This window comes from Enterobacter sp. N5-15 (genome assembly GCF_057221635.1).
The window spans coordinates 4,811,004-4,836,189 of record NZ_CM170150.1; the positions used below are offsets into that span (position 1 = coordinate 4,811,004).

Here is a 25,186-nt window from a genome sequence, read left to right on the forward strand (position 1 = left end):
TGATGGCAATTTAGTCTATGTGGATATAAGCCTTGATAAGCGCCGAATGACAGTGAAATCGTCTACGACAGGGTAAAAGCGGCCAAATCATCACGTGAAAGCGCCATTAATTTGCCTGTTTTCTGGTAAAATCAGCGCCCAGCGTCGCATTGCCGGCCGCTCACTTACAGCTAACTACCTGAAAAAGCTCATCATGCCGAGATTGCTCGCTGCAATAACATTACTGTTAAGCATCATTTTAACTATTCTGGTGACGGTCGCCTGCTCTGTGCCGATCATTCTCGCCGGGATCACTAAACTGCTGCTGCCTGTCCCCGCGGTGTGGCGAGCCGTGTCCGCATTTTGTAACTTCATGATGTACTGCTGGTGCGAAGGACTGGCGATCCTGCTGTGCCTGAACCCGCATCTGAAGTGGGATATTAAAGGGCTGGAGAGCCTTAACAAGAAGAACTGGTATCTGCTGATCTGCAATCACCACAGCTGGGCGGACATCGTGGTGTTATGCGTACTGTTTCGCAAACACATTCCGATGAATAAATACTTTCTGAAACAGCAGCTCGCCTGGGTGCCTTTTATCGGGCTGGCCTGCTGGGCGCTCGATATGCCGTTTATGAAACGCTATTCGCGCAGCTATTTGATTCGTCATCCCGAGCGTCGCGGCAAAGATGTGGAGACCACGCGCCGTTCCTGCGAAAAGTTTCGCGCGCATCCAACAACCATCGTGAACTTTGTTGAAGGCTCCCGGTTTACGGAAGAGAAGCATCAACAAACCCGCTCTCCTTATCAGCATCTGCTGCCGCCGAAGGCGGCGGGTATTGCGATGGCGCTTAACGTGCTGGGAGCACAGTTCGATAAACTCCTGAACGTCACGCTCTGCTATCCGGAAAATGATAAGACGCCGTTCTTCGATATGCTCAGCGGCAAACTGACGCGCATTGTTGTGCGTGTCGATCTGGTCCCGATAGATGCCGGACTGCACGGTGACTACGTTAACGATAAGAATTTCAAACGTCGTTTCCAGCAGTGGCTCAATACGCTCTGGAAAGAGAAAGACGAACAGATAGACAAGATTAAATCTTCATACAAAAACGCCGGTCAGTGACCGGCGTTTTAACATCAGCGAAATTACTTCTTCTCAACCAGGTATTTCACGGTATCAGCATACTGCTGTACGAAGATATCCATGCTGCTGGTGTCCATGCCCTGCATGTTCAGCTGGTATTTGCCGTTAACAAACATCGCCGGAACGCCCTGAAGCTGGAGGTCAGCAGCCGCTTTTTCCTGCTGAGCCACCAGGGATTTCACCACAAAGCTGTTCCAGGCTGCGTCGTAATCTTCACCTTTCACGCCGGCATCAACGAACACTTTACGGATATCCGCAGTGGTCTGAACGGTCTGGGTTTTCTGCACGGCTTCAAACATTGGGGACGTTACCTTATCTTCAACGCCCAGCGCGATAGCTACCGCCCACGCCTGAGTCAGGTCTTTACCCAATGGACCCAGGAACTCAACGTGGTACTTGGTCATTTTGGTGCCTTCTGGCAGCTTTTTCTTCACGTTGTCGGACACATGCAGAACCTGCTCGAACTGATAGCAGTGCGGGCAGTAGAACGAGAAGAACTCCAGAACCTGTGGCTCGCCAGCGACCGGTTTGTCCAGCGTGATGAACTGTTTGCCGTCGGTAAACTGCGCAGCAGAAGCGCTAAATGCCAGAATCATACCTGCCAGCGCCAGCCAAATTTTTTTCATGATTAACTCTCTCCTGGGTGTGTCTAATTAATACATCGGCGTTAATTGCAGAGGGGGTTCCTGAAGAACCTTGACCTGCTCGGTAAATGTAGATATCTGGCTACGCCAGTAATCCTCTCCGGTAAGCCACGGGAAATTCCGGGGAAATGCGGGATCGTCCCAACGCCTGATTAACCATGCGAGATAATAAACAAAACGCATCGCACGTAAAGGCTCAATCAGGGCAATTTCGTCTGAATTAAACGGGCTAAATTCTTCATAAGCTTCAATAATGGTTTCAAGCTGCATGCGTTGCTCGGCTTTATCGCCATTGAGCAGCATCCACAGGTCCTGAACCGCTGGCCCCATACGCGCATCATCGAGATCGACAAACAGCGGGCCATCACGCCAGAGGATATTTCCGGCATGACAATCGCCATGCAGGCGCAGGATGGAAATATCGTCGCGCCAGCAGGTTTTAACAGCAGCAATGAGCTTATCGGTGGCGTTGAGGAAATCATCCTTTAACGCAGTGGGGATCATGGCAGACGTTTCGAATATTCCCCGCGGTTCAAGAAGGTATTCCTGAATCCCGATAGTCGGACGGGTGATAAAGGTTTTTTTGCGTCCCGTCTGGTGTATACGCCCAAGATAGCGGGCAACCCACTCCATCTGATCGATATTATCCGCTTCAAACTGGCGCCCCCCCAGGCTCGGGAATACAGCGTAGTAAAACCCTTTGTGCGTGAGGAGCGTTTGGTTATTGAATTTTAGCGGTGCGGCAACGGGAACATCGTCATCCAGCAGATCGTGAGCAAACTGATGCTCTTCCTGAATTTGTTCTGCGGACCAGCGTTCAGGGCGATAGAACTTTACGACGAAGCGCTGACGATCCTCATCCTGAAATTGATAGACGCGGTTTTCGTAGCTGTTTAACGGTGTTAGCCCGGAATCCACCCGAATACCCTGTTCAAACAGGGCATCCATAATGGTGTCCGGGTGTAATGTCTGGAAAGTAAAAGCCTGGTCGTTCATCCGATCATCCGGAAATTATACGAATGATTCAGGATATCATCTTGTGGCGATTTCGGTGCCGCCGCTTACAAGCTTTTACTCTTTAATTACGCCTCGGGCGCGCAATAATGCAGTCTTAAAATCTTCCTCATAATCCTTCTGAATACCAGGAATAACAGCATCTTTGGCAGAGTCACGCATTTTAAGGTGGTAGATCAGGATGTCGTCAGAAAGGTCTGCCAGATCGCCGTCAAAACCTGACTCTTTCGCCAGTTTCTGTAAAAATTGCATCAGATTTAGCTCTGGCTCTTTTTGCCAGGCGGGCTGGAGGAGTTCAATAACTTCATTCAGACGTTTACATTTCATGGTGGTGCTCCTTTCATTTAGAGTGACACGTTAGCAGGGTCAATCCCACAATAAAAGAGGCGATATTCGTGAATCTTAGCCAGGAAATCATTGGGGTCGTTCTGGCAGGTGGCAGAGCGACGCGAATGGGGGGAAAAGATAAGGGGCTTCAACGCCTGAATGGCAAACCCTTATGGCAATGTGTCGCTGATACGCTCGCAGGCCAGGTGTCGACAATGGTCATCAGTGCTAACCGGCATATCGATACTTACCGGCTCAGCGGGTACGCCGTTTACCAGGATATCCTTGAGGATTTCCCGGGACCGCTGGCCGGTATGCTTTCGGTTATGCAACAGTCTCAAGGAGAGTGGTTTATCTTCTGTCCCTGCGATACCCCGTTTATTCCGCCCTGTCTTGTCGAGCGTTTGCTACAGCTTCGCGGTACGGCTCCTGTGGTTTGGGTACATGACGGCGAGCGTGACCATCCTGCTATCGCATTGATGCACCGATCGCTAGCGCCAGCCCTGCAGTCCTATCTGGCTGCGGGTGAGCGCAGGGTGATGGTTTTTATGCGCGAGTCTGGCGGCCATCCCGTTGATTTTAGCGATTTGAAATCAGCATTTGTGAACGTGAATACGCGTGAAGATCTGCAGATGATGCAGGAGAAAAGATGATACCTGTTGTAGCCATTTCCGCCTGGAGTGGGACCGGGAAAACCACGCTGCTGAAAAAGCTCATTCCTGCGCTTTGTGCCAGAGGTATCCGTCCAGGGTTGGTTAAGCATACCCACCATAATATGGATGTCGATAAACCGGGCAAAGATAGCTATGCGTTGCGTAAAGCGGGGGCGGCGCAAACGATGGTGGCAAGTACTCAACGCTGGGCGTTGATGACAGAAACGCCGGATGAGGCGCCGCTGGATCTCGCTTATCTGGTCAGCCGGATGGATCATTCCACGCTCGATCTGGTGCTGGTTGAGGGATTTAAGCATGAGGCCGTGCCTAAGATCCTGCTGTTCAGAAGCGATGCCGGGCATGTTTTCAGCGAGTTAACGCTGGATGAGCATGTGATTGCGGTGGCCAGTGATGTTGTATTGCCGCTTGAGGTTCCGGTGCTGGACTTAAATGATGTGGATGCGATTGCGGAGTTCATTGTGGGGTGGAGTGCGGTCTGACTTGCCGGGTGGCTGCTTTGCCTTACCCGGCCTACCGTTTTTTTAGTCTATAAACGCAAAAAGGCCATCCTTTCGGATGGCCTCTTCACTTAATTGATGCCTGGCAGTTCCCTACTCTCACATGGGGAGACCCCACACTACCATCGGCGCTACGGCGTTTCACTTCTGAGTTCGGCATGGGGTCAGGTGGGACCACCGCGCTAAAGCCGCCAGGCAAATTCTGTTAATCTGTATCAAGCTGAGTTGAATGTGTCGTCTCTTCGCCGAAACAGCTTCGGCGTTGTAAGGTTAAGCCTCACGGTTCATTAGTATCGGTTAGCTCAACGCATCGCTGCGCTTACACACCCGACCTATCAACGTCGTAGTCTTCAACGTTCCTTCAGGACCCTTAAAGGGTCAGGGAGAACTCATCTCGGGGCAAGTTTCGTGCTTAGATGCTTTCAGCACTTATCTTTTCCGCATTTAGCTACCGGGCAATGCCATTGGCATGACAACCCGAACACCAGTGATGCGTCCACTCCGGTCCTCTCGTACTAGGAGCAGCCCCCCTCAATTCTCCAGCGCCCACGGCAGATAGGGACCGAACTGTCTCACGACGTTCTAAACCCAGCTCGCGTACCACTTTAAATGGCGAACAGCCATACCCTTGGGACCTACTTCAGCCCCAGGATGTGATGAGCCGACATCGAGGTGCCAAACACCGCCGTCGATATGAACTCTTGGGCGGTATCAGCCTGTTATCCCCGGAGTACCTTTTATCCGTTGAGCGATGGCCCTTCCATTCAGAACCACCGGATCACTATGACCTGCTTTCGCACCTGCTCGAGCCGTCACTCTCGCAGTCAAGCTAGCTTATGCCATTGCACTAACCTCCTGATGTCCGACCAGGATTAGCTAACCTTCGTGCTCCTCCGTTACTCTTTGGGAGGAGACCGCCCCAGTCAAACTACCCACCAGACACTGTCCGCAACCCGGATTACGGGTCTACGTTAGAACACCAGCCATTAAAGGGTGGTATTTCAAGGTCGGCTCCACGCAGACTGGCGTCCACGCTTCAAAGCCTCCCACCTATCCTACACATCAAGGACCAGTGTTCAGTGTCAAGCTATAGTAAAGGTTCACGGGGTCTTTCCGTCTTGCCGCGGGTACACTGCATCTTCACAGCGAGTTCAATTTCACTGAGTCTCGGGTGGAGACAGCCTGGCCATCATTACGCCATTCGTGCAGGTCGGAACTTACCCGACAAGGAATTTCGCTACCTTAGGACCGTTATAGTTACGGCCGCCGTTTACCGGGGCTTCGATCAAGAGCTTCGCGTTGCCGCTAACCCCATCAATTAACCTTCCGGCACCGGGCAGGCGTCACACCGTATACGTCCACTTTCGTGTTTGCACAGTGCTGTGTTTTTAATAAACAGTTGCAGCCAGCTGGTATCTTCGACTGATTTCAGCTCCACCCGCAGGGGCTTCACCTACACATCAGCGTGCCTTCTCCCGAAGTTACGGCACCATTTTGCCTAGTTCCTTCACCCGAGTTCTCTCAAGCGCCTTGGTATTCTCTACCTGACCACCTGTGTCGGTTTGGGGTACGATTTGATGTTACCTGATGCTTAGAGGCTTTTCCTGGAAGCAGGGCATTTGTTACTTCAGCACCGTAGTGCCTCGTCATCACACCTCAGCGTTAATAAGGTACCGGATTTACCTGGAACCTCCGCCTACATGCTTAAACCGGGACAACCGTCGCCCGGCTAACATAGCCTTCTCCGTCCCCCCTTCGCAGTAACACCAAGTACAGGAATATTAACCTGTTTCCCATCGACTACGCCTTTCGGCCTCGCCTTAGGGGTCGACTCACCCTGCCCCGATTAACGTTGGACAGGAACCCTTGGTCTTCCGGCGTGCGGGCTTTTCACCCGCATTATCGTTACTTATGTCAGCATTCGCACTTCTGATACCTCCAGCACCCCTCACAGGACACCTTCAACGGCTTACAGAACGCTCCCCTACCCAACAACACCTAAGTGTCGCTGCCGCAGCTTCGGTGCATGGTTTAGCCCCGTTACATCTTCCGCGCAGGCCGACTCGACCAGTGAGCTATTACGCTTTCTTTAAATGATGGCTGCTTCTAAGCCAACATCCTGGCTGTCTGTGCCTTCCCACATCGTTTCCCACTTAACCATGACTTTGGGACCTTAGCTGGCGGTCTGGGTTGTTTCCCTCTTCACGACGGACGTTAGCACCCGCCGTGTGTCTCCCGTGATAACATTCTTCGGTATTCGTAGTTTGCATCGGGTTGGTAAGCCGGGATGGCCCCCTAGCCGAAACAGTGCTCTACCCCCGAAGATGAGTTCACGAGGCGCTACCTAAATAGCTTTCGGGGAGAACCAGCTATCTCCCGGTTTGATTGGCCTTTCACCCCCAGCCACAAGTCATCCGCTAATTTTTCAACATTAGTCGGTTCGGTCCTCCAGTTAGTGTTACCCAACCTTCAACCTGCCCATGGCTAGATCACCGGGTTTCGGGTCTATACCCTGCAACTTAACGCCCAGTTAAGACTCGGTTTCCCTTCGGCTCCCCTATACGGTTAACCTTGCTACAGAATATAAGTCGCTGACCCATTATACAAAAGGTACGCAGTCACACCACGAAGGTGCTCCCACTGCTTGTACGTACACGGTTTCAGGTTCTTTTTCACTCCCCTCGCCGGGGTTCTTTTCGCCTTTCCCTCACGGTACTGGTTCACTATCGGTCAGTCAGGAGTATTTAGCCTTGGAGGATGGTCCCCCCATATTCAGACAGGATACCACGTGTCCCGCCCTACTCTTCGAGTTCACAGCCTGTGTGCTTTCGTGTACGGGACTATCACCCTGTACCGTGCGACTTTCCAGACGCTTCCACTAACACACAAGCTGATTCAGACTCTGGGCTGCTCCCCGTTCGCTCGCCGCTACTGGGGGAATCTCGGTTGATTTCTTTTCCTCGGGGTACTTAGATGTTTCAGTTCCCCCGGTTCGCCTCGTTAACCTATGTATTCAGTTAACGATAGTGCAACGAATTGCACTGGGTTTCCCCATTCGGACATCGCCGGGTCAAAGGTTCATATCACCTCGCCGGCGCTTTTCGCAGATTAGCACGTCCTTCATCGCCTCTGACTGCCAGGGCATCCACCGTGTACGCTTAGTCGCTTAACCTCACAACCCGAAGATGTTTCTTTCGATTCATCACCGACTTGCGAAAATTTGAGAGACTCGAACACACCATTTAAGATGTGTCGTTTCAATTTTCAGCTTGATCCAGATTTTTAAAGAGCAAATATCTCAAACGTCACCCGAAGATGAGTTTTGAGATACGGGGGTCGGCGACTTTCACTCACGAACCAGCAAGTGGCGTCCCCTAGGGGATTCGAACCCCTGTTACCGCCGTGAAAGGGCGGTGTCCTGGGCCTCTAGACGAAGGGGACACTGAAGTCTCAATCGCAAGACGCCTTGCTATTTACTTTTCATCAGACAATCTGTGTGAGCACTACAAAGGCAGGTTCTTTAAGGTAAGGAGGTGATCCAACCGCAGGTTCCCCTACGGTTACCTTGTTACGACTTCACCCCAGTCATGAATCACAAAGTGGTAAGCGCCCTCCCGAAGGTTAAGCTACCTACTTCTTTTGCAACCCACTCCCATGGTGTGACGGGCGGTGTGTACAAGGCCCGGGAACGTATTCACCGTAGCATTCTGATCTACGATTACTAGCGATTCCGACTTCATGGAGTCGAGTTGCAGACTCCAATCCGGACTACGACGCACTTTATGAGGTCCGCTTGCTCTCGCGAGGTCGCTTCTCTTTGTATGCGCCATTGTAGCACGTGTGTAGCCCTACTCGTAAGGGCCATGATGACTTGACGTCATCCCCACCTTCCTCCAGTTTATCACTGGCAGTCTCCTTTGAGTTCCCGGCCGAACCGCTGGCAACAAAGGATAAGGGTTGCGCTCGTTGCGGGACTTAACCCAACATTTCACAACACGAGCTGACGACAGCCATGCAGCACCTGTCTCAGAGTTCCCGAAGGCACCAAAGCATCTCTGCTAAGTTCTCTGGATGTCAAGAGTAGGTAAGGTTCTTCGCGTTGCATCGAATTAAACCACATGCTCCACCGCTTGTGCGGGCCCCCGTCAATTCATTTGAGTTTTAACCTTGCGGCCGTACTCCCCAGGCGGTCGACTTAACGCGTTAGCTCCGGAAGCCACTCCTCAAGGGAACAACCTCCAAGTCGACATCGTTTACGGCGTGGACTACCAGGGTATCTAATCCTGTTTGCTCCCCACGCTTTCGCACCTGAGCGTCAGTCTTTGTCCAGGGGGCCGCCTTCGCCACCGGTATTCCTCCAGATCTCTACGCATTTCACCGCTACACCTGGAATTCTACCCCCCTCTACAAGACTCTAGCCTGCCAGTTTCGAATGCAGTTCCCAGGTTGAGCCCGGGGATTTCACATCCGACTTGACAGACCGCCTGCGTGCGCTTTACGCCCAGTAATTCCGATTAACGCTTGCACCCTCCGTATTACCGCGGCTGCTGGCACGGAGTTAGCCGGTGCTTCTTCTGCGGGTAACGTCAATCGACAAGGTTATTAACCTTATCGCCTTCCTCCCCGCTGAAAGTACTTTACAACCCGAAGGCCTTCTTCATACACGCGGCATGGCTGCATCAGGCTTGCGCCCATTGTGCAATATTCCCCACTGCTGCCTCCCGTAGGAGTCTGGACCGTGTCTCAGTTCCAGTGTGGCTGGTCATCCTCTCAGACCAGCTAGGGATCGTCGCCTAGGTGAGCCGTTACCCCACCTACTAGCTAATCCCATCTGGGCACATCTGATGGCAAGAGGCCCGAAGGTCCCCCTCTTTGGTCTTGCGACGTTATGCGGTATTAGCTACCGTTTCCAGTAGTTATCCCCCTCCATCAGGCAGTTTCCCAGACATTACTCACCCGTCCGCCGCTCGTCACCCAGGAGCAAGCTCCCTGTGTTACCGCTCGACTTGCATGTGTTAGGCCTGCCGCCAGCGTTCAATCTGAGCCATGATCAAACTCTTCAATTTAAGTTTGATGCTCGTGAATTAAACTTCGTAATGAATTACGTATGTTCACTCAGAGACTTGGTATTCATTTTTCGTCCGAGGACGTTAAGAATCCATGTCACTTTGAGTGCCCACACAGATTGTCTGATAAATTGTTAAAGAGCAGTGCCGCTTCGCTTTTCTCAGCGGCGCGGGGTGTGCATATTACGCTTTCCCGCTTCAGAGTCAAGCGTTTATTTTCGCTTTTCTCTGCTGACCCGGCGGCGTGTATGCCGTTGTTCCGTGTCAGTGGAGGCGCATTATAGGGAGTTATTCCAACGTGACAAGAGGAAATTTAAAAAAAGTTTCCATCCGCGTTTTTTTTCACCAACAGAGGTGAAATCAAGCTACAAATTGTTCTATTTGATGTATCTGCAACCACAATCACATTCGAGGTGGCATAATTATCAGCATGAATCTTTAAGGAATAAAAGCGATGCCATTAAGCGCACAACAGCTGGCCGCCCAAAAAAACCTGTCGTACGTGCTGGCAGAAAAGCTGGCCCAGCGGATTTTAGCGGGTAAATATGCCCCGGGTAGCATTCTGCCGGGTGAAATGGAGCTGGGTGAGCAGTTTGGGGTGAGCCGTACCGCTGTGCGCGAAGCGGTGAAAACCCTGACGGCAAAAGGTATGGTGCTTCCACGTCCTCGTATTGGCACACGCGTGATGCCACAGAGTAACTGGAATTTTCTCGATCAGGAGCTGCTCTCCTGGTGGATGACGGAAGATAACTTTCATCAGGTCGTCGATCACTTTCTGGTGATGCGCAGCAGCCTTGAACCTCAGGCATGTCTGCTTGCAGCCACGCTAGGAACAGCAGAGCAGAAAGCGCAGCTTAACGCGCTGATGGAAGAGATGGTGTTTCTGAAAAAGCACTTCAACCGCGAACGCTGGGTTGAGGTCGATATGGCCTGGCATGAACACATTTATATGATGAGCGCCAATCCGTTCCTCACCTCTTTTGCCTCTTTATTTCATTCGGTGTATCACACCTACTTTACCTCTATTACACAAAACGAAGTGGTAAAACTGGATTTGCATCAGGCGATAGTGGATGCCATTCAGGAAAGCGACGGGCAGCGAGCCCTGAGTGCGTGCCAGGCATTGCTGGCCGCGCCAACCCACCAGCAGGTAAATAAATGACAAAGAAAAAAGCGCGCAGCATGGCCGGATTGCCGTGGATTGCAGCCATGGCGTTTTTTATGCAGGCACTGGATGCCACCATCCTCAACACAGCGCTTCCCGCTATTGCGCAAAGCCTTAACCGCTCCCCGCTGGCGATGCAGTCCGCCATCATCAGCTACACCCTGACGGTCGCGATGTTAATTCCGGTCAGCGGCTGGCTGGCCGACCGCTTTGGCACCCGCAAAGTTTTCATGCTGGCCGTCACGCTCTTTACGCTCGGTTCGCTGGCCTGTGCGCTCTCCTCATCCTTAACGGAGCTGGTTATCTTCCGCGTACTGCAGGGCATTGGCGGCGCGATGATGATGCCGGTGGCGCGCCTTGCCTTGCTGCGAGCCTACCCCAGGAGCGAACTGCTTCCCGTGCTCAACTTCGTCACCATGCCGGGCCTGGTCGGCCCGATTCTTGGCCCGGTACTCGGTGGCGTGTTTGTCACCTGGGCAAGCTGGCACTGGATCTTCCTGATTAATATACCGATTGGCGTTGCGGGGCTGCTGTATGCCCGCAAATATATGCCGAACTTCACCACGCCAAGGCGCAGCTTCGACATGGGGGGCTTTTTCCTGTTTGGCCTGAGCCTGGTCTTATTCTCCAGCGGGATGGAGCTGTTTGGCGAGAAGATCGTCGCAACGTGGTTAGCGCTCTCCGTTATCCTCGGCGGTATTCTGCTATTCCTTCTTTATATACGTCACGCGCGCCGTCACCCGACGCCGTTAATCTCCCTGGGACTCTTTAACACCCGAACGTTTTCCGTAGGGATTGCGGGCAACATTGCGTCTCGTCTGGGGACGGGTTGCGTACCGTTCCTGATGCCATTGATGCTGCAGGTGGGTTTCGGCTATCCGGCCCTGATTGCCGGCTGCATGATGGCGCCCACAGCGATGGGTTCGATCCTGGCAAAATCAACCGTAACGCAGGTGCTGCGCTGGTTTGGCTATCGTAAGACGCTGGTTGGCGTGACGGTCTTTATCGGGCTGATGATTGCGCAGTTCTCGCTGCAATCCGCCGCGTTGCCCGTCTGGATGCTGATCCTGCCGCTGTTTGTGTTGGGCATGGCGATGTCGACGCAGTTCACATCGATGAACACCATCACCCTCGCCGATCTGACTGACGAGAACGCCAGCAGCGGCAACAGCGTGCTGGCGGTAACGCAACAGCTGTCGATCAGTTTAGGGGTTGCCGTGAGTGCAGCGGTGCTGAGGTTTTATGAAGGTTTTGACAGCGCAAATACCGTTGAGCAGTTCCACTATACTTTTATCACCATGGGCGCACTTACCGTGGTATCGGCGCTGGTCTTTATGCTGTTAAAACCGAAAGACGGCCGAAACCTGATTAAAGAGCGTCACAAAGAGAAAGCTAAACCGAACCGCGTTCCATCAGAACAGGAGTAAGCTGCAGGCGTTGCTGCTGCAGCGTGGGCTGCGCCATACGGTGGATCAACACATCGATGGCCAGCTCGCCCAGTTCATCTTTTGGCTGATGGATCGTGGTCAGCGGTGGCGTCATGTAGCTGGCCAGTTCGATATCGTCGTAGCCAATCACCGCCATATCATCAGGCACGCGTAGCCCCGCCTGATACAACGCCTGGTAGGCACCAAACGCCATCGCGTCGTTACCAATAAACACCGCCTGCGGACGCGGCTTTTGCGCCAGCAGTTTCTGCATCGCCTCGAAACCGCCGTTAAATTCAAAGTCGCCGGTGATCCGGTAGCCATCAGGAATGGCAAGCCCCGCCCGTTCCATGGCAGAGAGATACCCTTCCAGACGCAAACGCGCCGGAGTTTTATCCAGCGGCCCCGTAATACAGGCAATGCGAGTGTGGCCTTTATCAATCAGATGCTGAGTCGCCATATCACCGCCCAGCAGGGAGTTATCCTGAATGAGATCGCTGGTTCCGTCGAACGGCGCCCAGTCCATCATCACTGTGGGAATCGAGGGATAGCGCTGGATGATCTCTTTCGAGGGCTGGTGCGTTTCGGTGCAGAGCAGGAGTAGACCGTCGACGCGTTTTTGCATCAGCGTCTCCAGGTTACGATTCATGCGCTGCTCGTCACCCTCGGTATTGCACAGCACAAGGCTGTAGCCACGCTCGAAGCAGCTGCGCTCCACGCCGCGAACCAGTTCTGAATAAAAGGGGTTGGTACTGGCGGTGATCAGCATACCGATGGTGCGCGTCTGGTTGAGCTTAAGGCTGCGCGCCAGCGCAGACGGCGCATAGTTGAGATCTTTTACCGCAGCTTCAACTTTCTCCCGAATCGCCTCGCTGACGAAGCGATCGTTGTTTATAACGTGAGAGACCGTCGAGGTAGAAACGCCCGCCATGCGGGCGACATCTTTCATTGTGGCCAAGCGTTACCCCTGCTGACTTAAGAATTCATCGATCTCTTTACGCCACGGAACGGAAGGCTGTGCGCCCTTGCGCGTCACCGCAATCGCGGCAGCAGCGTGTGCGAAGCGGATAGCGTCATCCATTCTCTTGCCTTCCAGCAGCGCGGTCACCAGTGCACCATTGAAGGTATCTCCCGCCGCGATGGTATCAATCGCTTTGACCTTAAAGCCCGGCACGCGGCGGCCTTCGCCATTGACGCTTGCCCACACCCCACGGCTACCCAGGGTGATAATCACGGTGCCGATGCCCTTATCGTGCAGCGCACGCGCGGCGCGCGCGGCATCGTCATCATTTTCAACGCGAATGCCCGTCAGCTTTTCGGCTTCGGTTTCGTTCGGCGTAATGATGTCCACCAGCGCCAGCAGCTCGTCTGATAATACACGGGCTGGGGCAGGGTTAAGTACGACAGTGGTATGATTTTCATGCGCAATTTTGGCAGCGGCCAGCACGCTTTCAACCGGTGACTCCAGCTGCATCAGCAGGGCTTCGGCTCCGCCGATGATTGCACGTTGCGCTTCTACGCGTTCCGTCGTCAGCGCAGCGTTAGCGCCAGCATGAATACCGATAACATTCTCACCTTCAGCGTTGACGAAAATCAGCGCCACGCCGGTCGATTCCCCTGCAACAACGCTGACCGGTGCGATATCAATGTTGTCGCTCGCCAGCTGCTTGCGTACGCGCTCACCGGTATCGTCATCACCCGTGCAGGCGATAAACGCAATGTTTGCCCCGCTGCGACCGGCGGCGACGGCCTGGTTGGCACCTTTACCGCCAAATGCCACCTGATACTGGTTACCCGTGACGGTTTCGCCCGGTGTAGGGAATGATTCAAGGTTAAGAATGTGATCGGCATTGATACTGCCAAGGACGACGAGGTTGCCTGCGGTTTTCATGGTTGGGTTGTCCATCTGAGAGCGCCACCGGTGTTACCCGGTGGCGTATGCCACACTTTTCTTTATTGGTGTCCCTCAGGCAGCCAGCGACTGCCTGATTCGCCTTTTACTGCTTGATGACCAGCTTCAGGTCAACCGGGTATTTGGCCTGAACTTTTTCGCCCTTCAGCACTTTGTCGGCAGTTTCAACGCCAGTGGCGCCAATCTGCTCAGGCAGCTGAGCGATGGTCGCAGCCAGTTTGCCATCGTTTACTGCTTTTTCACCATCCGGCGTGCCGTCAAATCCGACAACCATCACATCAGATTTACCTGCGGTCTGCAGGGCACGCAGCGCGCCCAGCGCCATTTCGTCGTTCTGCGCGAATACCGCCTGCACGTCAGGGTGCGCGGTCAGCAGGTTCTGCATAACGTTCAGACCTTTAGTACGGTCGAAGTCTGCCGGCTGGCTGGCCAGCACGTTGAATTTGTGTGCAGCCACAGCCTGCTGGAAGCCTTCACCACGCTCGCGGGCTGCGGAAGTCCCGGCAATCCCCTGCAGTTCGATAACCTTCGCGCCTTCGCCGGCTTTCTTCGCGATGTAATCACCCGCGATTTTGCCGCCCAGCACGTTATCAGAGGCAATGTGGCTGACCACTTCACCTTTAGACGCCTGACGGTCCAGGGTAATTACCGGGATCTTCGCCTGGTTTGCCATCTTCACGGCGTTACCTACGGCATCGGAATCGGTTGGGTTGATCAGCAGAATTTTGGTGCCACGAACGGTTAAGTCCTGAACGTTAGCCAGCTCTTTCGCCGGGTTGTTCTGTGAATCCAGAACCACCAGGTTGTAGCCCAGCTTGTCCGCTTCTTTCTGCGCACCGTCCTTCAGGGAGACGAAGAACGGGTTGTTCAGGGTAGAGACAACCAGCGCGATGGTGTCTTTCGCCATGGCGTTAGCACTTACGGTTGCGCTCAGCGCGACAGCAGAAACCAGGGTAGCCAGTTTTTTCATGTTCATATCTAAGATGTCCTGTAGTGTCGTCAGTTACTGTTTTTTGTTGTCTACCAGTACCGCCAGCAAAATCACCACTGCCTTAACGATCATCTGGTAATAGGAGGAAACACCTAACAAATTCAAACCATTATTCAGGAAACCGAGAATCAGTGCGCCGATCAATGTCCCAACAATGCGACCTTTACCGCCCGCAAGACTCGTACCGCCCAGAACCACTGCCGCGATAGCATCCAGCTCATATCCCGTACCCGCCGTCGGCTGCGCGGAGGAGAGGCGCGCCACTTCGATGATGCCTGCCAGTGACGCCAGCAGACCGCACAGGGAGTAAACGATAATTTTGACTTTATTAACGCTGATACCGGACAGGCGCGTTGCCGCTTCGTTACCGCCCAGCGCATAGATATAACGGCCCAGACGGGTGTGGTGCAGCATGTACCACGCCGCCAGGAAGACGATAGCCATGATCCAGACCGGCGTCGGGACACCCAGCGGGCGACCGATACCGAACCAGCCAAACAGATCCGCGTTATCGGTGAAGCCGGTATTAACCGGGCTGCCGTTGGTGTAAACCATGGTCACACCGCGCAGCAGCAGCATCATCACCAGCGTGGCGATGAACGCCTGAACGCGGCCTTTTGCCACAATAACCCCGGTTACGGCACCAATCGCCGCGCCTGCCGCCAGGGCAGCGGCCACGGCCACCAGCGCGTTGACCTCAATGCCGACAATCGAAGCGGCGATCGCGCCGGTGAGCGCCAGCAGGGAACCGACGGACAGATCGATACCCGAGGTCAAAATCACCAGCGTCATGCCGACCGCCATAATGGCGTTCACCGACGTCTGCTGCAGGATGTTGAACAGGTTATTAACGGTGAAAAAGTTCGGGCTCATGGTGGACACAATCGCGATCAGCACCAGCAGGGCAATCAGCGATTTTTGTTCCATCAGCCATGCCTTTGTGAAATAGCGGCGACCAGAAACAGCCTGGGTAGTCATCTTCTTACTCCTGATTCACGCGATTAAGCTTGCCCACAGCGGCAGCCATCAGAACTTCCTGGGTGGCCTGCTCGCGAGTGAATTCACCGCCGAGATGCCCTTCATGCATGACGATAATGCGATCGCTCATGCCTAATACTTCTGGCATCTCGGAAGAGACCAGAATGATGCTCAGACCGTCGGCCTTAAACTGGTTAATCAACTGATAGATCTCTTTCTTCGCGCCCACGTCCACGCCGCGGGTTGGCTCGTCGAGGATCAACACTTTCGGGCGCGTCATCAGCCCGCGCGCAATCGCCACTTTCTGCTGATTACCGCCGGATAAGAGGCCAATCGCCTGCTCCATCGACGGGGTTTTAACGTTAAAGAGGCGGATAAAATCGCTCACCGCCTGCTGCTCATCTTTATGCTTCAGGCTACCGCCGCTGCGGCTGAAATAGCGCAGCGCGGTCAGGGACATGTTCTCTTTCACCGACATCCCCAGCACCAGGCCGTCGCGTTTGCGGTCTTCAGAGATATAGACGATGCCGTTCGCCAGACCATCCTGCGGAGAGCGGGTGACCACTTCATGGCCGTCGAGAGTGACATAACCGCTGGTGCGCGGCAGCGCGCCGTAAAGCACTTTCATCAGCTCGGTACGTCCGGCACCCATCAGGCCCGCCACGCCCAGGATCTCGCCCTGGCGCAGGGTAAAGGTCACGTCGTTCACGCCAGGGCCGCAGAGGTTATCCACCTTCAGGCGGATCTCACCCGGCGCTTTATCCAGATGCGGATACTGATCTTCGAGCTTACGTCCCACCATCATTTCGATGAGCGTATCTTCGGTCAGCGTGGCGACTTCGCGCTCGGCAATAAACTGCCCGTCGCGGAAGACGGTGACGTCATCGCAGATTTCGAAGATCTCTTTCATGCGGTGAGAGATATAGACAATCCCGCGCCCCTGCGACTTCAGCTCGCGGATCACGCGGAACAGGGATTCGGTTTCGGTATCGGTCAGGGCATCGGTCGGTTCATCCATAATGATGACCTTCGACTCAAAGCTCAGCACCTTGGCAATTTCCACCATCTGCTGATCGCCAATGGAGAGATCGCCCACCAGACGGTCGCTCTTAAAGCGCAGGTTCAGCTTCGCCAGGAGCTTGTCCGCTTCGGCATACATGGTTTTCCAGTCGATTTTGCCGAACCGGTTAACAAACTCGCGGCCGAGGAAGATGTTTTCCGCAATGGTGAGCTGAGGGATTAGGTTCAGCTCCTGGTGAATAATACCGATGCCAGCTTCCTGAGAGGATTTCGGGCCGGTGAAGGTGGTCTCTTTGCCCAGCCAGACGAGTGAACCGGCATCGCGTTGGTAGATACCGGTCAGCACTTTCATCATGGTGGATTTGCCTGCACCGTTTTCGCCCACCAGCGCCATCACGCGCCCGGGGTAGACGTTCAGCGCCGCGCCGGAGAGGGCTTTTACGCCCGGGAACGACTTATCGATCCCTTTGAGTTGCAGTAATGCGTCCATGATGGCCTCAGAAGGTGACGCCAGCACAGAGAATGATATTCGCATACGGGGAACACTCCCCGCTGCGAATCACCGCCTGACTGTCTGCGGTTTGTTGTTTGAACTGCTCGTGCGTTGTGTAACGAATTTCTATGGTGTTTCCCTGGTGTTGTTGCAGTTGCTCAATGTGGCTGAGCAACGTTTCGTGGAGTTGCGGATTATGTTGTTTGATTTCCGCCGCGAGAATGGCCGCCTCAACCTGCATCTCCGCGGTCACGACTTCCAGTACCTGCATAAACGAAGGAACACCCTGCGTTAACGCCATATCGATACGGGTTGTGCTGCGCGGAACCGGTAAGCCTGCATCGCAAACCACCAGCGTATCGGTATGCCCAAGACGGGAAATAACCGATGAGATTTCTGAGTTGAGTACAGTGCCTTTCTTCATTTTCTTGCTCCACTAGCGAAACGTTTCGCTAAAAGTAGTGTAGCCCCAGAAATGTTCAGAAAACCATCATGACGTAACAGATTTGTGATCGGCGTCGAAACGTTTCGCTAAGTGAAATGGAGTGGAGGTAAATGCAAAACGGTAACCCCAAGGTTACCGTTTTTTATGTTTGCGCCCTCTCCCTGTGGGAGAGGGTCGGGGTGAGGGCATCAGGCTGCACAAAGACTTAAATCTCTACCTGCGTTCCCAGCTCAATCACGCGGTTAGGCGGGATCTCAAACTGGTCTGGCGCACGCAGGGCGTTACGCTGCAGGATGAGGTACAGCTTGCCACGCAGGCGCAGATACCACGGTCGCTTGCCGATGATCAGCGACTCGTGCGACATAAAGAACGACGTCTCCATCATCCGACAGCTCAGCCCTTCCAGGCCGCAGCGGTGGAACACCTCTTCCACGTTTGGCGTTTCACGCCAGCCGTAGCTGGCCACCACGCGCCAGAAGGTAGGCGACAGCTGCTCAATCTGCACGCGACGGACGTTATGAACATACGGCGCATCTTCGGTGCGCAGCGTCAGCAGGATCACGCGCTCGTGCAGCACTTTGTTGTGCTTGAGGTTATGCATCAGCGCGAACGGAATGACGTTCAGCGCGCGAGACATATATACCGCGGTCCCCGGCACGCGAACCGGCGGGGATTTCTCCAGAGAGGCGATCATCGCCTCCAGAGAGTTCCCGTGCTCATGCATGCGGCGCAGCAGGCGGAAACGCTCGCTTTTCCAGGTGGTCATGACAATGAACATCACCAGACCCAGCGTCAGCGGCAGCCAGCCACCGGAGACAATTTTGTCGAGGTTCGCAGAGAACAGCGGCACGTCGATGCACAGGAAGCCCACCAGAATCATCGCCACGAGTAATTTATTCCAGTGCCAGTTTCGGTACGCCACCGTGGTGGAGAGAAGCGATGTCAGCACCATCGTACCGGTTACGGCAATACCGTACGCCGCCGCCAGGTTACTGGAGTGCTCGAAGCTGACGATAACAATGACAACTGCGAAATAGAGCAGCCAGTTAATGAACGGGATGTAGATCTGACCCGACTCCATCTCTGAGGTATGGATGATGCGCATCGGTGAGAGATAACCCAGACGCACGGCCTGGCGCGTCAGAGAAAACACGCCGGAAATCACCGCCTGAGAGGCAATGACGGTCGCCAGCGTCGCCAGGATCAGCATCGGCACCAGCGCCCAGTCAGGGGCCAGCAGGAAGAACGGGTTCTTGATCGCTTCCGGGTTTTTAAGCAGCAGCGCACCCTGACCGAAGTAGTTCAGCACCAGCGACGGGAGCACCACAATAAACCATGCCACGCGGATAGGCAGTTTCCCGAAGTGGCCCATGTCAGCATACAGCGCTTCCACACCGGTGATGGAGAGCACGACGGCACCCAGCGCCACGAAGGAAACCACTTTATATTCGAGGAAGAAATGCACGGCCCAGTAAGGGTTCAGCGCATGCAGCACTTCCGGGTTTGCGATAATGCTGCGCAAGCCAAGCGCCGCCAGGATCAGGAACCAGGCCAGCATAATCGGTGCAAACAGTTTGCCCACCAGCCCTGTACCGTGCTTCTGGATCATGAACAGCAGCGTTAGGACAATAATGGCCAGCGGAACCACCCATGAATCGAGCTGTGGCGCGATAATCTCCAGCCCCTCTATCGCCGACAGCACCGAGATAGCCGGCGTTATCACCACTTCCCCGTAGAAGAAACTGCCGCCAATCAGGCCGATAATGACCAGCACTGAAGTCATTCTGGCCGAGGTATTGCGCCCGGCAAGGGACATCAGGGTCAGGATCCCACCTTCACCTGCGTTATCTGCACGCATAACGAAGGAGAGATATTTAACGGAAACCACCAGAATCAGCAGCCAGAAAATGAGGGACAGGAAGCCAAACACGGCATCGCGTTCAACACCAAAGCCAAACTGGCCGGACAAACATTCACGAAGCGTATAAAGCGGGCTGGTGCCGATATCACCGTAGACAACCCCGATCGCCGCAAGCGTTATTGCGGGTAATGATTGCTTATTATCAGTGCTCATAGACTAGTCTTTTCGTTTAAATAACAAATGTGTTCCTGGTCCCTTGGCCCACAAAAAGCGCACAGTATGCACGATTCATTGCAAAATCGTACCCCTAAATGCAACCGCATTAATGTAGCGCAAAGAAAATTGCGCCGCACTTCAGTCTATTACCAGCCCTGACTGAAACGTCTATACTCGCTTCAATTGGCCGCCACGACGGCGAAAGGATGCAAAACTATTATGGCTCACTCACATTTATTAGCAGAAAGAATTTCCCGCCTCAGCAGCGCGCTGGAGAAAGGCCTTTTCGAGCGTAGCCACGCCATTCGCCTCTGTTTGCTGGCGGCGCTGAGCGGTGAAAGCGTGTTTTTGCTGGGACCTCCGGGCATTGCCAAAAGCCTGATCGCCCGCCGGCTAAAATTTGCTTTTCAGAACGCCCGCGCCTTCGAATATCTCATGACCCGGTTTTCCACCCCAGAAGAAGTTTTTGGCCCGCTTTCTATTCAGGCATTGAAAGATGAGGGGCGCTATCAGCGTCTGACAGAAGGGTATCTTCCGGAGGCTGAGATTGTTTTTCTTGATGAGATCTGGAAAGCGGGACCGGCTATTCTGAACACCCTGCTCACGGCGATAAACGAACGTCGGTTCCGTAACGGCGCCAGTGAAGAGAAAATCCCGATGCGCCTGCTGGTGGCCGCCTCTAACGAACTGCCTGAAGCCGACAGCAGTCTGGAAGCGCTGTATGACCGTATGCTGATCCGCCTGTGGCTGGACAAAGTGCAGGATAAATCCAATTTCCGCTCCCTGCTGATAAGCCAGCAGGATGAGAACGAAAATCCGGTGTCTGCTTCGCTACAGGTCACCGATGAGGAGTATCACCAGTGGCAGCAGGATATCAGCAAAATCAAACTGCCTGACGCCGTATTTGAGCTGATCTATCTGCTGCGTCAGCAGCTCGATCTCCTCCCTTCTGCGCCCTATGTTTCCGATCGCCGCTGGAAAAAAGCGATCCGTCTGCTGCAGGCCAGCGCCCTGTTCAGCGGGCGTGACGCCGTTGCGCCAATCGACCTGATCCTGCTCAAAGACTGCCTCTGGCATGATGCAGAAGGCATGAACCTGATGCAGCAGCAGCTTGACGTTTTGATGACCGGGCACGCCTGGGGGCAGCAGGCGATGCTCAATCAGCTGGGGGCGATTGCCCAGCGGCGCATCCAGCTTCAGCAGCAGCAAAGTGATAAAACCGCGCTGAAAGTGAATCGCCTGGGGGGCATGTTCGCCCGCAAACCGCACTACGAGCTTCCTGCCGATCTGGCTGGTACGACGCTCACGCTGCTGCTCCAGCAGCCGCTCAAACTGCATGACATGCAGGTGGTACACATTACGATTGAGCGCGAGGCGCTGGCGCAGTGGCTGGATAAGGGCGGTGAGATCCGCGGCAAGCTCAACGGCATCGGCTTCGCGCAGCCGCTGAATATGGAAGTAGATAGCAGCCAGCATCTGGTGATCCGCGACGTCAGCCTGCAGGGATCGCGCCTGGCGCTGCCGGGCGCCGCTTCCGATAGCGTGCCGGAAGAGATCAAGCAGCAGCTGGAAGCGCTGGATACCGAATGGCACCAGCAGCACACCCGCTTTAGCGAGCAGCAAAAATGCCTCTTTATTCATAGCGACTGGTTAGGTCGCATCGAAGCCAGCCTGCAGGACGTCAGCGCGCAGATAAAACAGGCGCGTCAATGCTAACGCTGGATACGCTCAACGTCATGCTGGCGGTCAGTGAGGAAGGTCTGATCGAGGAGGTGGTTATTACCCTCCTGGCGTCGCCGCAGCTAGCGGCCTTCTTCGAAAAATTTCCTAAGCTCAAAAAAGCGATGACCGACGATCTCCCGCGCTGGCGCGATAACCTTCGTCAGCGGTTTAAGGAGACGGAAGTCCCGCCTGAATTGACGGAGGAGGTCGCCAGCTATCAGCAGTGCCAACGGCTGTCGACACCGCAGTTTATCGTCCAGCTGCCGCAAACCCTTACGCTGCTTGATAAAGTCCACTCTCCGTTTGCCAGCCAGGCGCGGGCGCTGGTCACGGATAACGCCACCTTTACCCCGGCGCTGCATACCCTGTTCCTACAGCGCTGGCGCCTCAGCCTGGTCGTTCAGGCCACAACGCTGAACCAGCAGCTGCTGGATGAAGAGCGTGAACAGCTGCTCAGCGAAGTTCAGGAGCGTATGACGCTGAGCGGCCAGCTTGAAGAGGTGCTGGTAGAAAATGAAAACGCCGCCGGACGTCTGTGGGACATGAGCGCCGGGCAGTTGAAGCGCGGTGACTACCAGCTGATCGTCAAGTACGGCGACTTTCTAACGCAGCAGCCGGAGCTGATGAAGCTTGCAGAACAGCTGGGGCGCTCGCGGGAGGCAAAATCGGTCCCAAAGAAAGATGCGCCGATGGAAACCTTCCGCACGCTGGTCCGCGAACCGGCCACCGTGCCGGAGCAGGTAGATGGATTGCAGCAAAGCGACGACATCTTACGTCTGCTGCCGACCGAGCTGAGCACGCTGGGGATGACCGAGCTGGAGTATGAGTTCTATCGTCGGCTGGTGGAAAAACAGCTTCTCACATACCGACTGCACGGCGAAGCCTGGCGCGAGAAAATCAGCCAACGGCCGGTGGTCCATCAGGATTTTGATGAACAGCCGCGCGGGCCATTCATAGTTTGCGTGGATACGTCCGGATCGATGGGCGGGTTTAACGAGCAGTGTGCGAAGGCGTTCTGTCTGGCGCTGATGCGCGTGGCGCTCGCCGATCGCCGTCGCTGCTTCATCATGTTGTTCTCCAGCGAGGTTGTGGGCTATGAGCTGACGAACCAGCAGGGGATCGAGCAGGCAATCCGCTTCCTGAGCCAGCGTTTTCGCGGCGGCACGGATCTGGCCAGCTGCTTTCGCAGCATTGTGGAGCGTATGCAGGGCGGCGACTGGTACGACGCTGACGCGGTGGTGATTTCCGATTTTATTGCCCAGCGGCTGCCGGATGACGTAGTGAATAAGGTGAAGGAGTTACAGCGGGTGCATCAGCACCGTTTTCACGCGGTGGCGATGTCCGCCCATGGGAAACCCGGCATCATGCGCATCTTCGATCATATCTGGCGCTTTGATACCGGGCTGCGTAGCCGCCTGCTCAGACGCTGGCGGCGTTAATTAAAGAAGAGAACCGACGCTTTCACGTACCTGCTGCGGCCATACGCCACACTGGACCTGACCGATATGGGGTAATTGCAGCAGCAGCATGGTCAGACGGGACTGGCCGATACCGCCGCCGATCGTCTGAGGCATTTCACCGCGCAGCAGCGCCTGGTGCCACTCAAGTTTGAGACGATCTTCATCACCGGTGACCGCCAGCTGGCGCTTCAGCGCGTCAGCATCCACGCGGATCCCCATAGACGAAAGCTCGAATGCGTCCTCTAGTACCGGGTTCCACACCAGAATATCACCGTTCAGACCGGCAAACTCGCCCTCACCCGCAGTGCTCCAGTCATCATAATCCGGCGCGCGAACGTCGTGGCGTTTGCCATCAGACAGCTTGCCGCCGATCCCAATCAGAAATACCGCGCCCAGCTCTTTAGCAATCGCACGCTCACGGCCTTTGGCATCCAGACCCGGGAAGCGGCTCAGCAATTCCTGACTGTGAACAAAGTGGATCGTATCCGGCAGGAACGGTGCCAGACCAAACTCTTTGCTCACGGCCGCTTCGGTTGCTTTGATCCCGGCGTAGATCGCTTCAACGGTAGATTTCAGCGTGCCAACGTGGCGCTCGCCGTCACCCATCACGCGCTCCCAGTCCCACTGGTCAACATAGACAGAGTGAATTGGGGTGAGGCGGTCTTCATCGGGGCGAAGGGCTTTCATGTGCGTGTAGAGCCCTTCGCCCGCGCTGAAGTCGTGTTGTCCCAGGGTTTGACGCTTCCACTTCGCCAGGGAATGAACCACTTCGAACTGGGCGTCTGGCAGTGTTTTCACTTTCACCTGTACCGCTTTTTCGCATCCAGACAGGTTATCCTGGGTCCCGTCACCCACGCGGCTCAGAATCGGCGCCTGGACTTCAATTAGCCCAAGTTTATCTTCCAGCTGGCGGGAAAAATGGGATTTAACGAAACTGATCTGGCGTTGTTTTGCGATGTAAGCGGTTTTCATTATTTATACTCCTGCGTCCTGTTGATATTGATTAAGCAACAGAAATGGCATCAGATTCAATAACTCATCAACAAAAAGCCACCTTCACTTTTGATTCGATAAAATTAAACGCTAGAATAGAGTGATTCATTAATCTTCATAAGAAAAAGCTATGGAAAATTATCAGATCGACAATCTCGACCGCGGCATCCTGGAGGCCTTAATGGCCAATGCCCGTACCGCCTACGCCGAGCTGGCGAAACAGTTTGGCGTCAGCCCGGGGACCATTCACGTTCGCGTAGAGAAGATGAAACAGGCGGGGATCATTACCGGCGCACGCATTGACGTCAGTCCTAAACATCTGGGTTACGACGTCTGCTGCTTCATCGGCATCATTCTTAAAAGCGCCAAAGACTATCCTTCCGCCCTGGCGAGGCTGAACGCGCTGGATGAGGTCACCGAGGCGTATTACACCACCGGTCACTACAGCATCTTTATAAAGGTCATGTGCCGATCCATCGACGCCCTCCAGCAGGTACTTATCAACAAGATCCAAACAATCGATGAAATTCAGTCCACCGAGACGCTGATTTCCCTGCAAAACCCGATCATGCGTACCATCCGCCCGTGATCGGGCAAATTCATTCCCACATTTTCCACAGGTAGATCCCAGCTCGTTCACAGCGTACAATGGCCGTCTCTTTATCTGGGCGAGCGATCAATGGCGGACATTACCCTTATCAGCGGCAGCACCCTTGGTGGTGCGGAATACGTAGCGGAACACCTGGCTGAAAAGCTGGAAGATGCGGGCTTTTCCACGGAAACCCTGCACGGCCCGTTGCTTGAAGATCTCCCGGCTGACGGGGTCTGGCTGCTGATCACCTCCACGCACGGCGCGGGCGATCTGCCGGATAACCTGCAACCTTTATATGACGAACTGCTGGAACAGCAGCCCGACCTGTCAAACGTCCGTTTTGGCGCGGTGGGGATCGGCAGTCGTGAATATGACACCTTTTGCGGGGCAATAGAGAAAGTTGAAGCAGCTGTAACCTCCTGCGGAGCAAAACAGCTGGGTGAAACGCTCAAGATCAACATCCTCGATCATGACATTCCGGAGGATCCAGCCGAGATCTGGCTCGCGGAATGGAAAAATTTACTCAAAAATGATTAAAGATCGCGCGAACAGATGTGGATAACTCT

The 25,186-nt window shown here is 54.5% G+C and carries 20 protein-coding genes, 1 tRNA gene and 3 rRNA genes; 9 read left to right on the forward strand and 15 right to left on the reverse strand.

Translation table 11 applies throughout. The features are described 5' to 3' along the window. The first annotated feature begins 193 nt into the window (after nucleotides 1-193). On the forward strand, nucleotides 194-1,102 hold the full coding sequence (locus tag AC2TE5_RS22750; protein WP_484612417.1) for an acyltransferase: 909 nt from the start codon (nucleotides 194-196) through the stop codon (nucleotides 1,100-1,102). Nucleotides 1,103-1,125: 23 nt separating this feature from the next. On the opposite strand, the gene dsbA is transcribed toward AC2TE5_RS22750, so the two are convergent. From dsbA to AC2TE5_RS22765, 3 genes are all read right to left on the reverse strand, one after another. Next, nucleotides 1,126-1,749 carry a thiol:disulfide interchange protein DsbA gene (dsbA, locus tag AC2TE5_RS22755; RefSeq protein ID WP_484612418.1) on the reverse strand — a complete coding sequence of 208 codons (624 nt, stop codon included), beginning with the start codon at nucleotides 1,747-1,749 and terminating at the stop codon, nucleotides 1,126-1,128. 27 nt (nucleotides 1,750-1,776) lie between these two features. Beyond that, on the reverse strand, nucleotides 1,777-2,763 hold the full coding sequence (locus AC2TE5_RS22760; protein WP_484612419.1) for a serine/threonine protein kinase: 987 nt from the start codon (nucleotides 2,761-2,763) through the stop codon (nucleotides 1,777-1,779). A gap of 75 nt (nucleotides 2,764-2,838) precedes the next feature. Further along, nucleotides 2,839-3,108, reverse strand: a complete 270-nt coding sequence (locus tag AC2TE5_RS22765) for a YihD family protein (RefSeq protein WP_008501866.1) — start codon at nucleotides 3,106-3,108, stop codon at nucleotides 2,839-2,841. Between the two features lie 68 nt (nucleotides 3,109-3,176). Between AC2TE5_RS22765 and mobA the strand changes: the two genes are divergently transcribed. Both mobA and mobB read left to right on the forward strand, forming a co-directional pair. Beyond that, nucleotides 3,177-3,761 (forward strand): molybdenum cofactor guanylyltransferase MobA, encoded by a 585-nt coding sequence (gene mobA, locus AC2TE5_RS22770; protein WP_484612420.1) that lies wholly within the window; start codon nucleotides 3,177-3,179, stop codon nucleotides 3,759-3,761. Further along, nucleotides 3,758-4,261 (forward strand): molybdopterin-guanine dinucleotide biosynthesis protein MobB, encoded by a 504-nt coding sequence (gene mobB, locus AC2TE5_RS22775; protein WP_213329853.1) that lies wholly within the window; start codon nucleotides 3,758-3,760, stop codon nucleotides 4,259-4,261. The genes mobA and mobB overlap by 4 nt, the downstream gene beginning before the upstream one ends. 98 nt (nucleotides 4,262-4,359) lie before the next feature. Here the strand turns inward: mobB and rrf are convergent. The 4 genes from rrf to AC2TE5_RS22795 all read right to left on the reverse strand — a co-directional run bounded on the left by rrf (nucleotide 4,360) and on the right by AC2TE5_RS22795 (nucleotide 9,345). Then, nucleotides 4,360-4,475: ribosomal RNA gene (gene rrf / locus AC2TE5_RS22780) — 5S ribosomal RNA — on the reverse strand. Between the two features lie 70 nt (nucleotides 4,476-4,545). Continuing rightward, nucleotides 4,546-7,451 (reverse strand): 23S ribosomal RNA (locus tag AC2TE5_RS22785). A 193-nt stretch (nucleotides 7,452-7,644) separates the two neighbouring features. Beyond that, a tRNA-Glu gene (locus AC2TE5_RS22790) sits at nucleotides 7,645-7,720 on the reverse strand. Nucleotides 7,721-7,805: 85 nt separating this feature from the next. After that, nucleotides 7,806-9,345, reverse strand: a 16S ribosomal RNA gene (locus AC2TE5_RS22795). The 16S, 23S and 5S rRNA genes sit together here with 1 tRNA gene alongside, the layout of an rRNA operon. 454 nt (nucleotides 9,346-9,799) lie before the next feature. On the opposite strand from AC2TE5_RS22795, the gene AC2TE5_RS22800 reads away from it, so the two are divergent. Then, the gene (locus AC2TE5_RS22800) at nucleotides 9,800-10,507 is read left to right on the forward strand and encodes a FadR/GntR family transcriptional regulator (RefSeq protein ID WP_023309775.1); all 708 of its coding nucleotides are present in this window, start codon (nucleotides 9,800-9,802) and stop codon (nucleotides 10,505-10,507) included. Further along, nucleotides 10,504-11,937, forward strand: coding sequence for a multidrug transporter subunit MdtD (gene mdtD, locus AC2TE5_RS22805; protein WP_196367183.1), 1,434 nt, complete (start codon nucleotides 10,504-10,506; stop codon nucleotides 11,935-11,937). The genes AC2TE5_RS22800 and mdtD overlap by 4 nt, the downstream gene beginning before the upstream one ends. Here the strand turns inward: mdtD and rbsR are convergent. The 7 genes from rbsR to kup form a co-directional block, all read right to left on the reverse strand. Then, nucleotides 11,903-12,895 carry a ribose operon transcriptional repressor RbsR gene (rbsR, locus tag AC2TE5_RS22810; protein ID WP_074147373.1) on the reverse strand — a complete coding sequence of 331 codons (993 nt, stop codon included), beginning with the start codon at nucleotides 12,893-12,895 and terminating at the stop codon, nucleotides 11,903-11,905. The genes mdtD and rbsR overlap by 35 nt on opposite strands. A gap of 3 nt (nucleotides 12,896-12,898) precedes the next feature. Beyond that, nucleotides 12,899-13,828, reverse strand: a complete 930-nt coding sequence (gene rbsK / locus AC2TE5_RS22815; protein WP_202774653.1) for a ribokinase — start codon at nucleotides 13,826-13,828, stop codon at nucleotides 12,899-12,901. Nucleotides 13,829-13,934: 106 nt separating this feature from the next. Then, on the reverse strand, nucleotides 13,935-14,825 hold the full coding sequence (rbsB, locus tag AC2TE5_RS22820; RefSeq protein WP_023333911.1) for a ribose ABC transporter substrate-binding protein RbsB: 891 nt from the start codon (nucleotides 14,823-14,825) through the stop codon (nucleotides 13,935-13,937). Nucleotides 14,826-14,852: 27 nt separating this feature from the next. Beyond that, a complete protein-coding gene (gene rbsC, locus AC2TE5_RS22825; protein WP_006808742.1) occupies nucleotides 14,853-15,818 on the reverse strand; it encodes a ribose ABC transporter permease in 966 nt (321 codons plus the stop codon). A 4-nt stretch (nucleotides 15,819-15,822) separates the two neighbouring features. Beyond that, nucleotides 15,823-17,328 (reverse strand): ribose ABC transporter ATP-binding protein RbsA, encoded by a 1,506-nt coding sequence (rbsA, locus tag AC2TE5_RS22830; protein ID WP_023333912.1) that lies wholly within the window; start codon nucleotides 17,326-17,328, stop codon nucleotides 15,823-15,825. A 7-nt stretch (nucleotides 17,329-17,335) separates the two neighbouring features. After that, nucleotides 17,336-17,755, reverse strand: coding sequence for a D-ribose pyranase (gene rbsD / locus AC2TE5_RS22835; RefSeq protein WP_003862392.1), 420 nt, complete (start codon nucleotides 17,753-17,755; stop codon nucleotides 17,336-17,338). A 226-nt stretch (nucleotides 17,756-17,981) separates the two neighbouring features. Continuing rightward, nucleotides 17,982-19,850 (reverse strand): low affinity potassium transporter Kup, encoded by a 1,869-nt coding sequence (gene kup / locus AC2TE5_RS22840; RefSeq protein ID WP_484612421.1) that lies wholly within the window; start codon nucleotides 19,848-19,850, stop codon nucleotides 17,982-17,984. A gap of 222 nt (nucleotides 19,851-20,072) precedes the next feature. Between kup and ravA the strand changes: the two genes are divergently transcribed. Together ravA and viaA are read left to right on the forward strand one after the other, a co-directional pair. Continuing rightward, on the forward strand, nucleotides 20,073-21,569 hold the full coding sequence (gene ravA, locus AC2TE5_RS22845) for an ATPase RavA (RefSeq protein ID WP_484612422.1): 1,497 nt from the start codon (nucleotides 20,073-20,075) through the stop codon (nucleotides 21,567-21,569). Continuing rightward, complete coding sequence (gene viaA, locus AC2TE5_RS22850; protein WP_213330678.1) at nucleotides 21,563-23,014, forward strand: ATPase RavA stimulator ViaA; 1,452 nt, start codon at nucleotides 21,563-21,565, stop codon at nucleotides 23,012-23,014. Before ravA ends, viaA begins: the two co-directional genes overlap by 7 nt. Here viaA and asnA read toward each other — a convergent pair whose 3' ends face one another. Continuing rightward, complete coding sequence (gene asnA, locus AC2TE5_RS22855) at nucleotides 23,015-24,007, reverse strand: aspartate--ammonia ligase (protein ID WP_213330677.1); 993 nt, start codon at nucleotides 24,005-24,007, stop codon at nucleotides 23,015-23,017. Nucleotides 24,008-24,158: 151 nt separating this feature from the next. Between asnA and asnC the strand changes: the two genes are divergently transcribed. Both asnC and mioC read left to right on the forward strand, forming a co-directional pair. Then, nucleotides 24,159-24,617, forward strand: coding sequence for a transcriptional regulator AsnC (gene asnC / locus AC2TE5_RS22860; RefSeq protein ID WP_024907891.1), 459 nt, complete (start codon nucleotides 24,159-24,161; stop codon nucleotides 24,615-24,617). A gap of 90 nt (nucleotides 24,618-24,707) precedes the next feature. Next, nucleotides 24,708-25,157 (forward strand): FMN-binding protein MioC, encoded by a 450-nt coding sequence (gene mioC / locus AC2TE5_RS22865; RefSeq protein ID WP_063145557.1) that lies wholly within the window; start codon nucleotides 24,708-24,710, stop codon nucleotides 25,155-25,157. Nucleotides 25,158-25,186: the final 29 nt, after the last annotated feature.

What these genes read in the sequence shown, in the direction of transcription:
- AC2TE5_RS22750 (WP_484612417.1), top strand. Translation starts at nt 194, where the DNA reads ATGCCGAGATTGCTCGCTGCAATAACATTACTGTTAAGCATCATTTTA.
- dsbA (WP_484612418.1), bottom strand. Translation starts at nt 1,749, where the DNA reads ATGAAAAAAATTTGGCTGGCGCTGGCAGGTATGATTCTGGCATTTAGC.
- AC2TE5_RS22760 (WP_484612419.1), bottom strand. Translation starts at nt 2,763, where the DNA reads ATGAACGACCAGGCTTTTACTTTCCAGACATTACACCCGGACACCATT.
- AC2TE5_RS22765 (WP_008501866.1), bottom strand. Translation starts at nt 3,108, where the DNA reads ATGAAATGTAAACGTCTGAATGAAGTTATTGAACTCCTCCAGCCCGCC.
- mobB (WP_213329853.1), top strand. Translation starts at nt 3,758, where the DNA reads ATGATACCTGTTGTAGCCATTTCCGCCTGGAGTGGGACCGGGAAAACC.
- AC2TE5_RS22800 (WP_023309775.1), top strand. Translation starts at nt 9,800, where the DNA reads ATGCCATTAAGCGCACAACAGCTGGCCGCCCAAAAAAACCTGTCGTAC.
- mdtD (WP_196367183.1), top strand. Translation starts at nt 10,504, where the DNA reads ATGACAAAGAAAAAAGCGCGCAGCATGGCCGGATTGCCGTGGATTGCA.
- rbsK (WP_202774653.1), bottom strand. Translation starts at nt 13,828, where the DNA reads ATGAAAACCGCAGGCAACCTCGTCGTCCTTGGCAGTATCAATGCCGAT.
- rbsB (WP_023333911.1), bottom strand. Translation starts at nt 14,825, where the DNA reads ATGAACATGAAAAAACTGGCTACCCTGGTTTCTGCTGTCGCGCTGAGC.
- rbsC (WP_006808742.1), bottom strand. Translation starts at nt 15,818, where the DNA reads ATGACTACCCAGGCTGTTTCTGGTCGCCGCTATTTCACAAAGGCATGG.
- rbsA (WP_023333912.1), bottom strand. Translation starts at nt 17,328, where the DNA reads ATGGACGCATTACTGCAACTCAAAGGGATCGATAAGTCGTTCCCGGGC.
- rbsD (WP_003862392.1), bottom strand. Translation starts at nt 17,755, where the DNA reads ATGAAGAAAGGCACTGTACTCAACTCAGAAATCTCATCGGTTATTTCC.
- kup (WP_484612421.1), bottom strand. Translation starts at nt 19,850, where the DNA reads ATGAGCACTGATAATAAGCAATCATTACCCGCAATAACGCTTGCGGCG.
- ravA (WP_484612422.1), top strand. Translation starts at nt 20,073, where the DNA reads ATGGCTCACTCACATTTATTAGCAGAAAGAATTTCCCGCCTCAGCAGC.
- viaA (WP_213330678.1), top strand. Translation starts at nt 21,563, where the DNA reads ATGCTAACGCTGGATACGCTCAACGTCATGCTGGCGGTCAGTGAGGAA.
- asnA (WP_213330677.1), bottom strand. Translation starts at nt 24,007, where the DNA reads ATGAAAACCGCTTACATCGCAAAACAACGCCAGATCAGTTTCGTTAAA.
- asnC (WP_024907891.1), top strand. Translation starts at nt 24,159, where the DNA reads ATGGAAAATTATCAGATCGACAATCTCGACCGCGGCATCCTGGAGGCC.
- mioC (WP_063145557.1), top strand. Translation starts at nt 24,708, where the DNA reads ATGGCGGACATTACCCTTATCAGCGGCAGCACCCTTGGTGGTGCGGAA.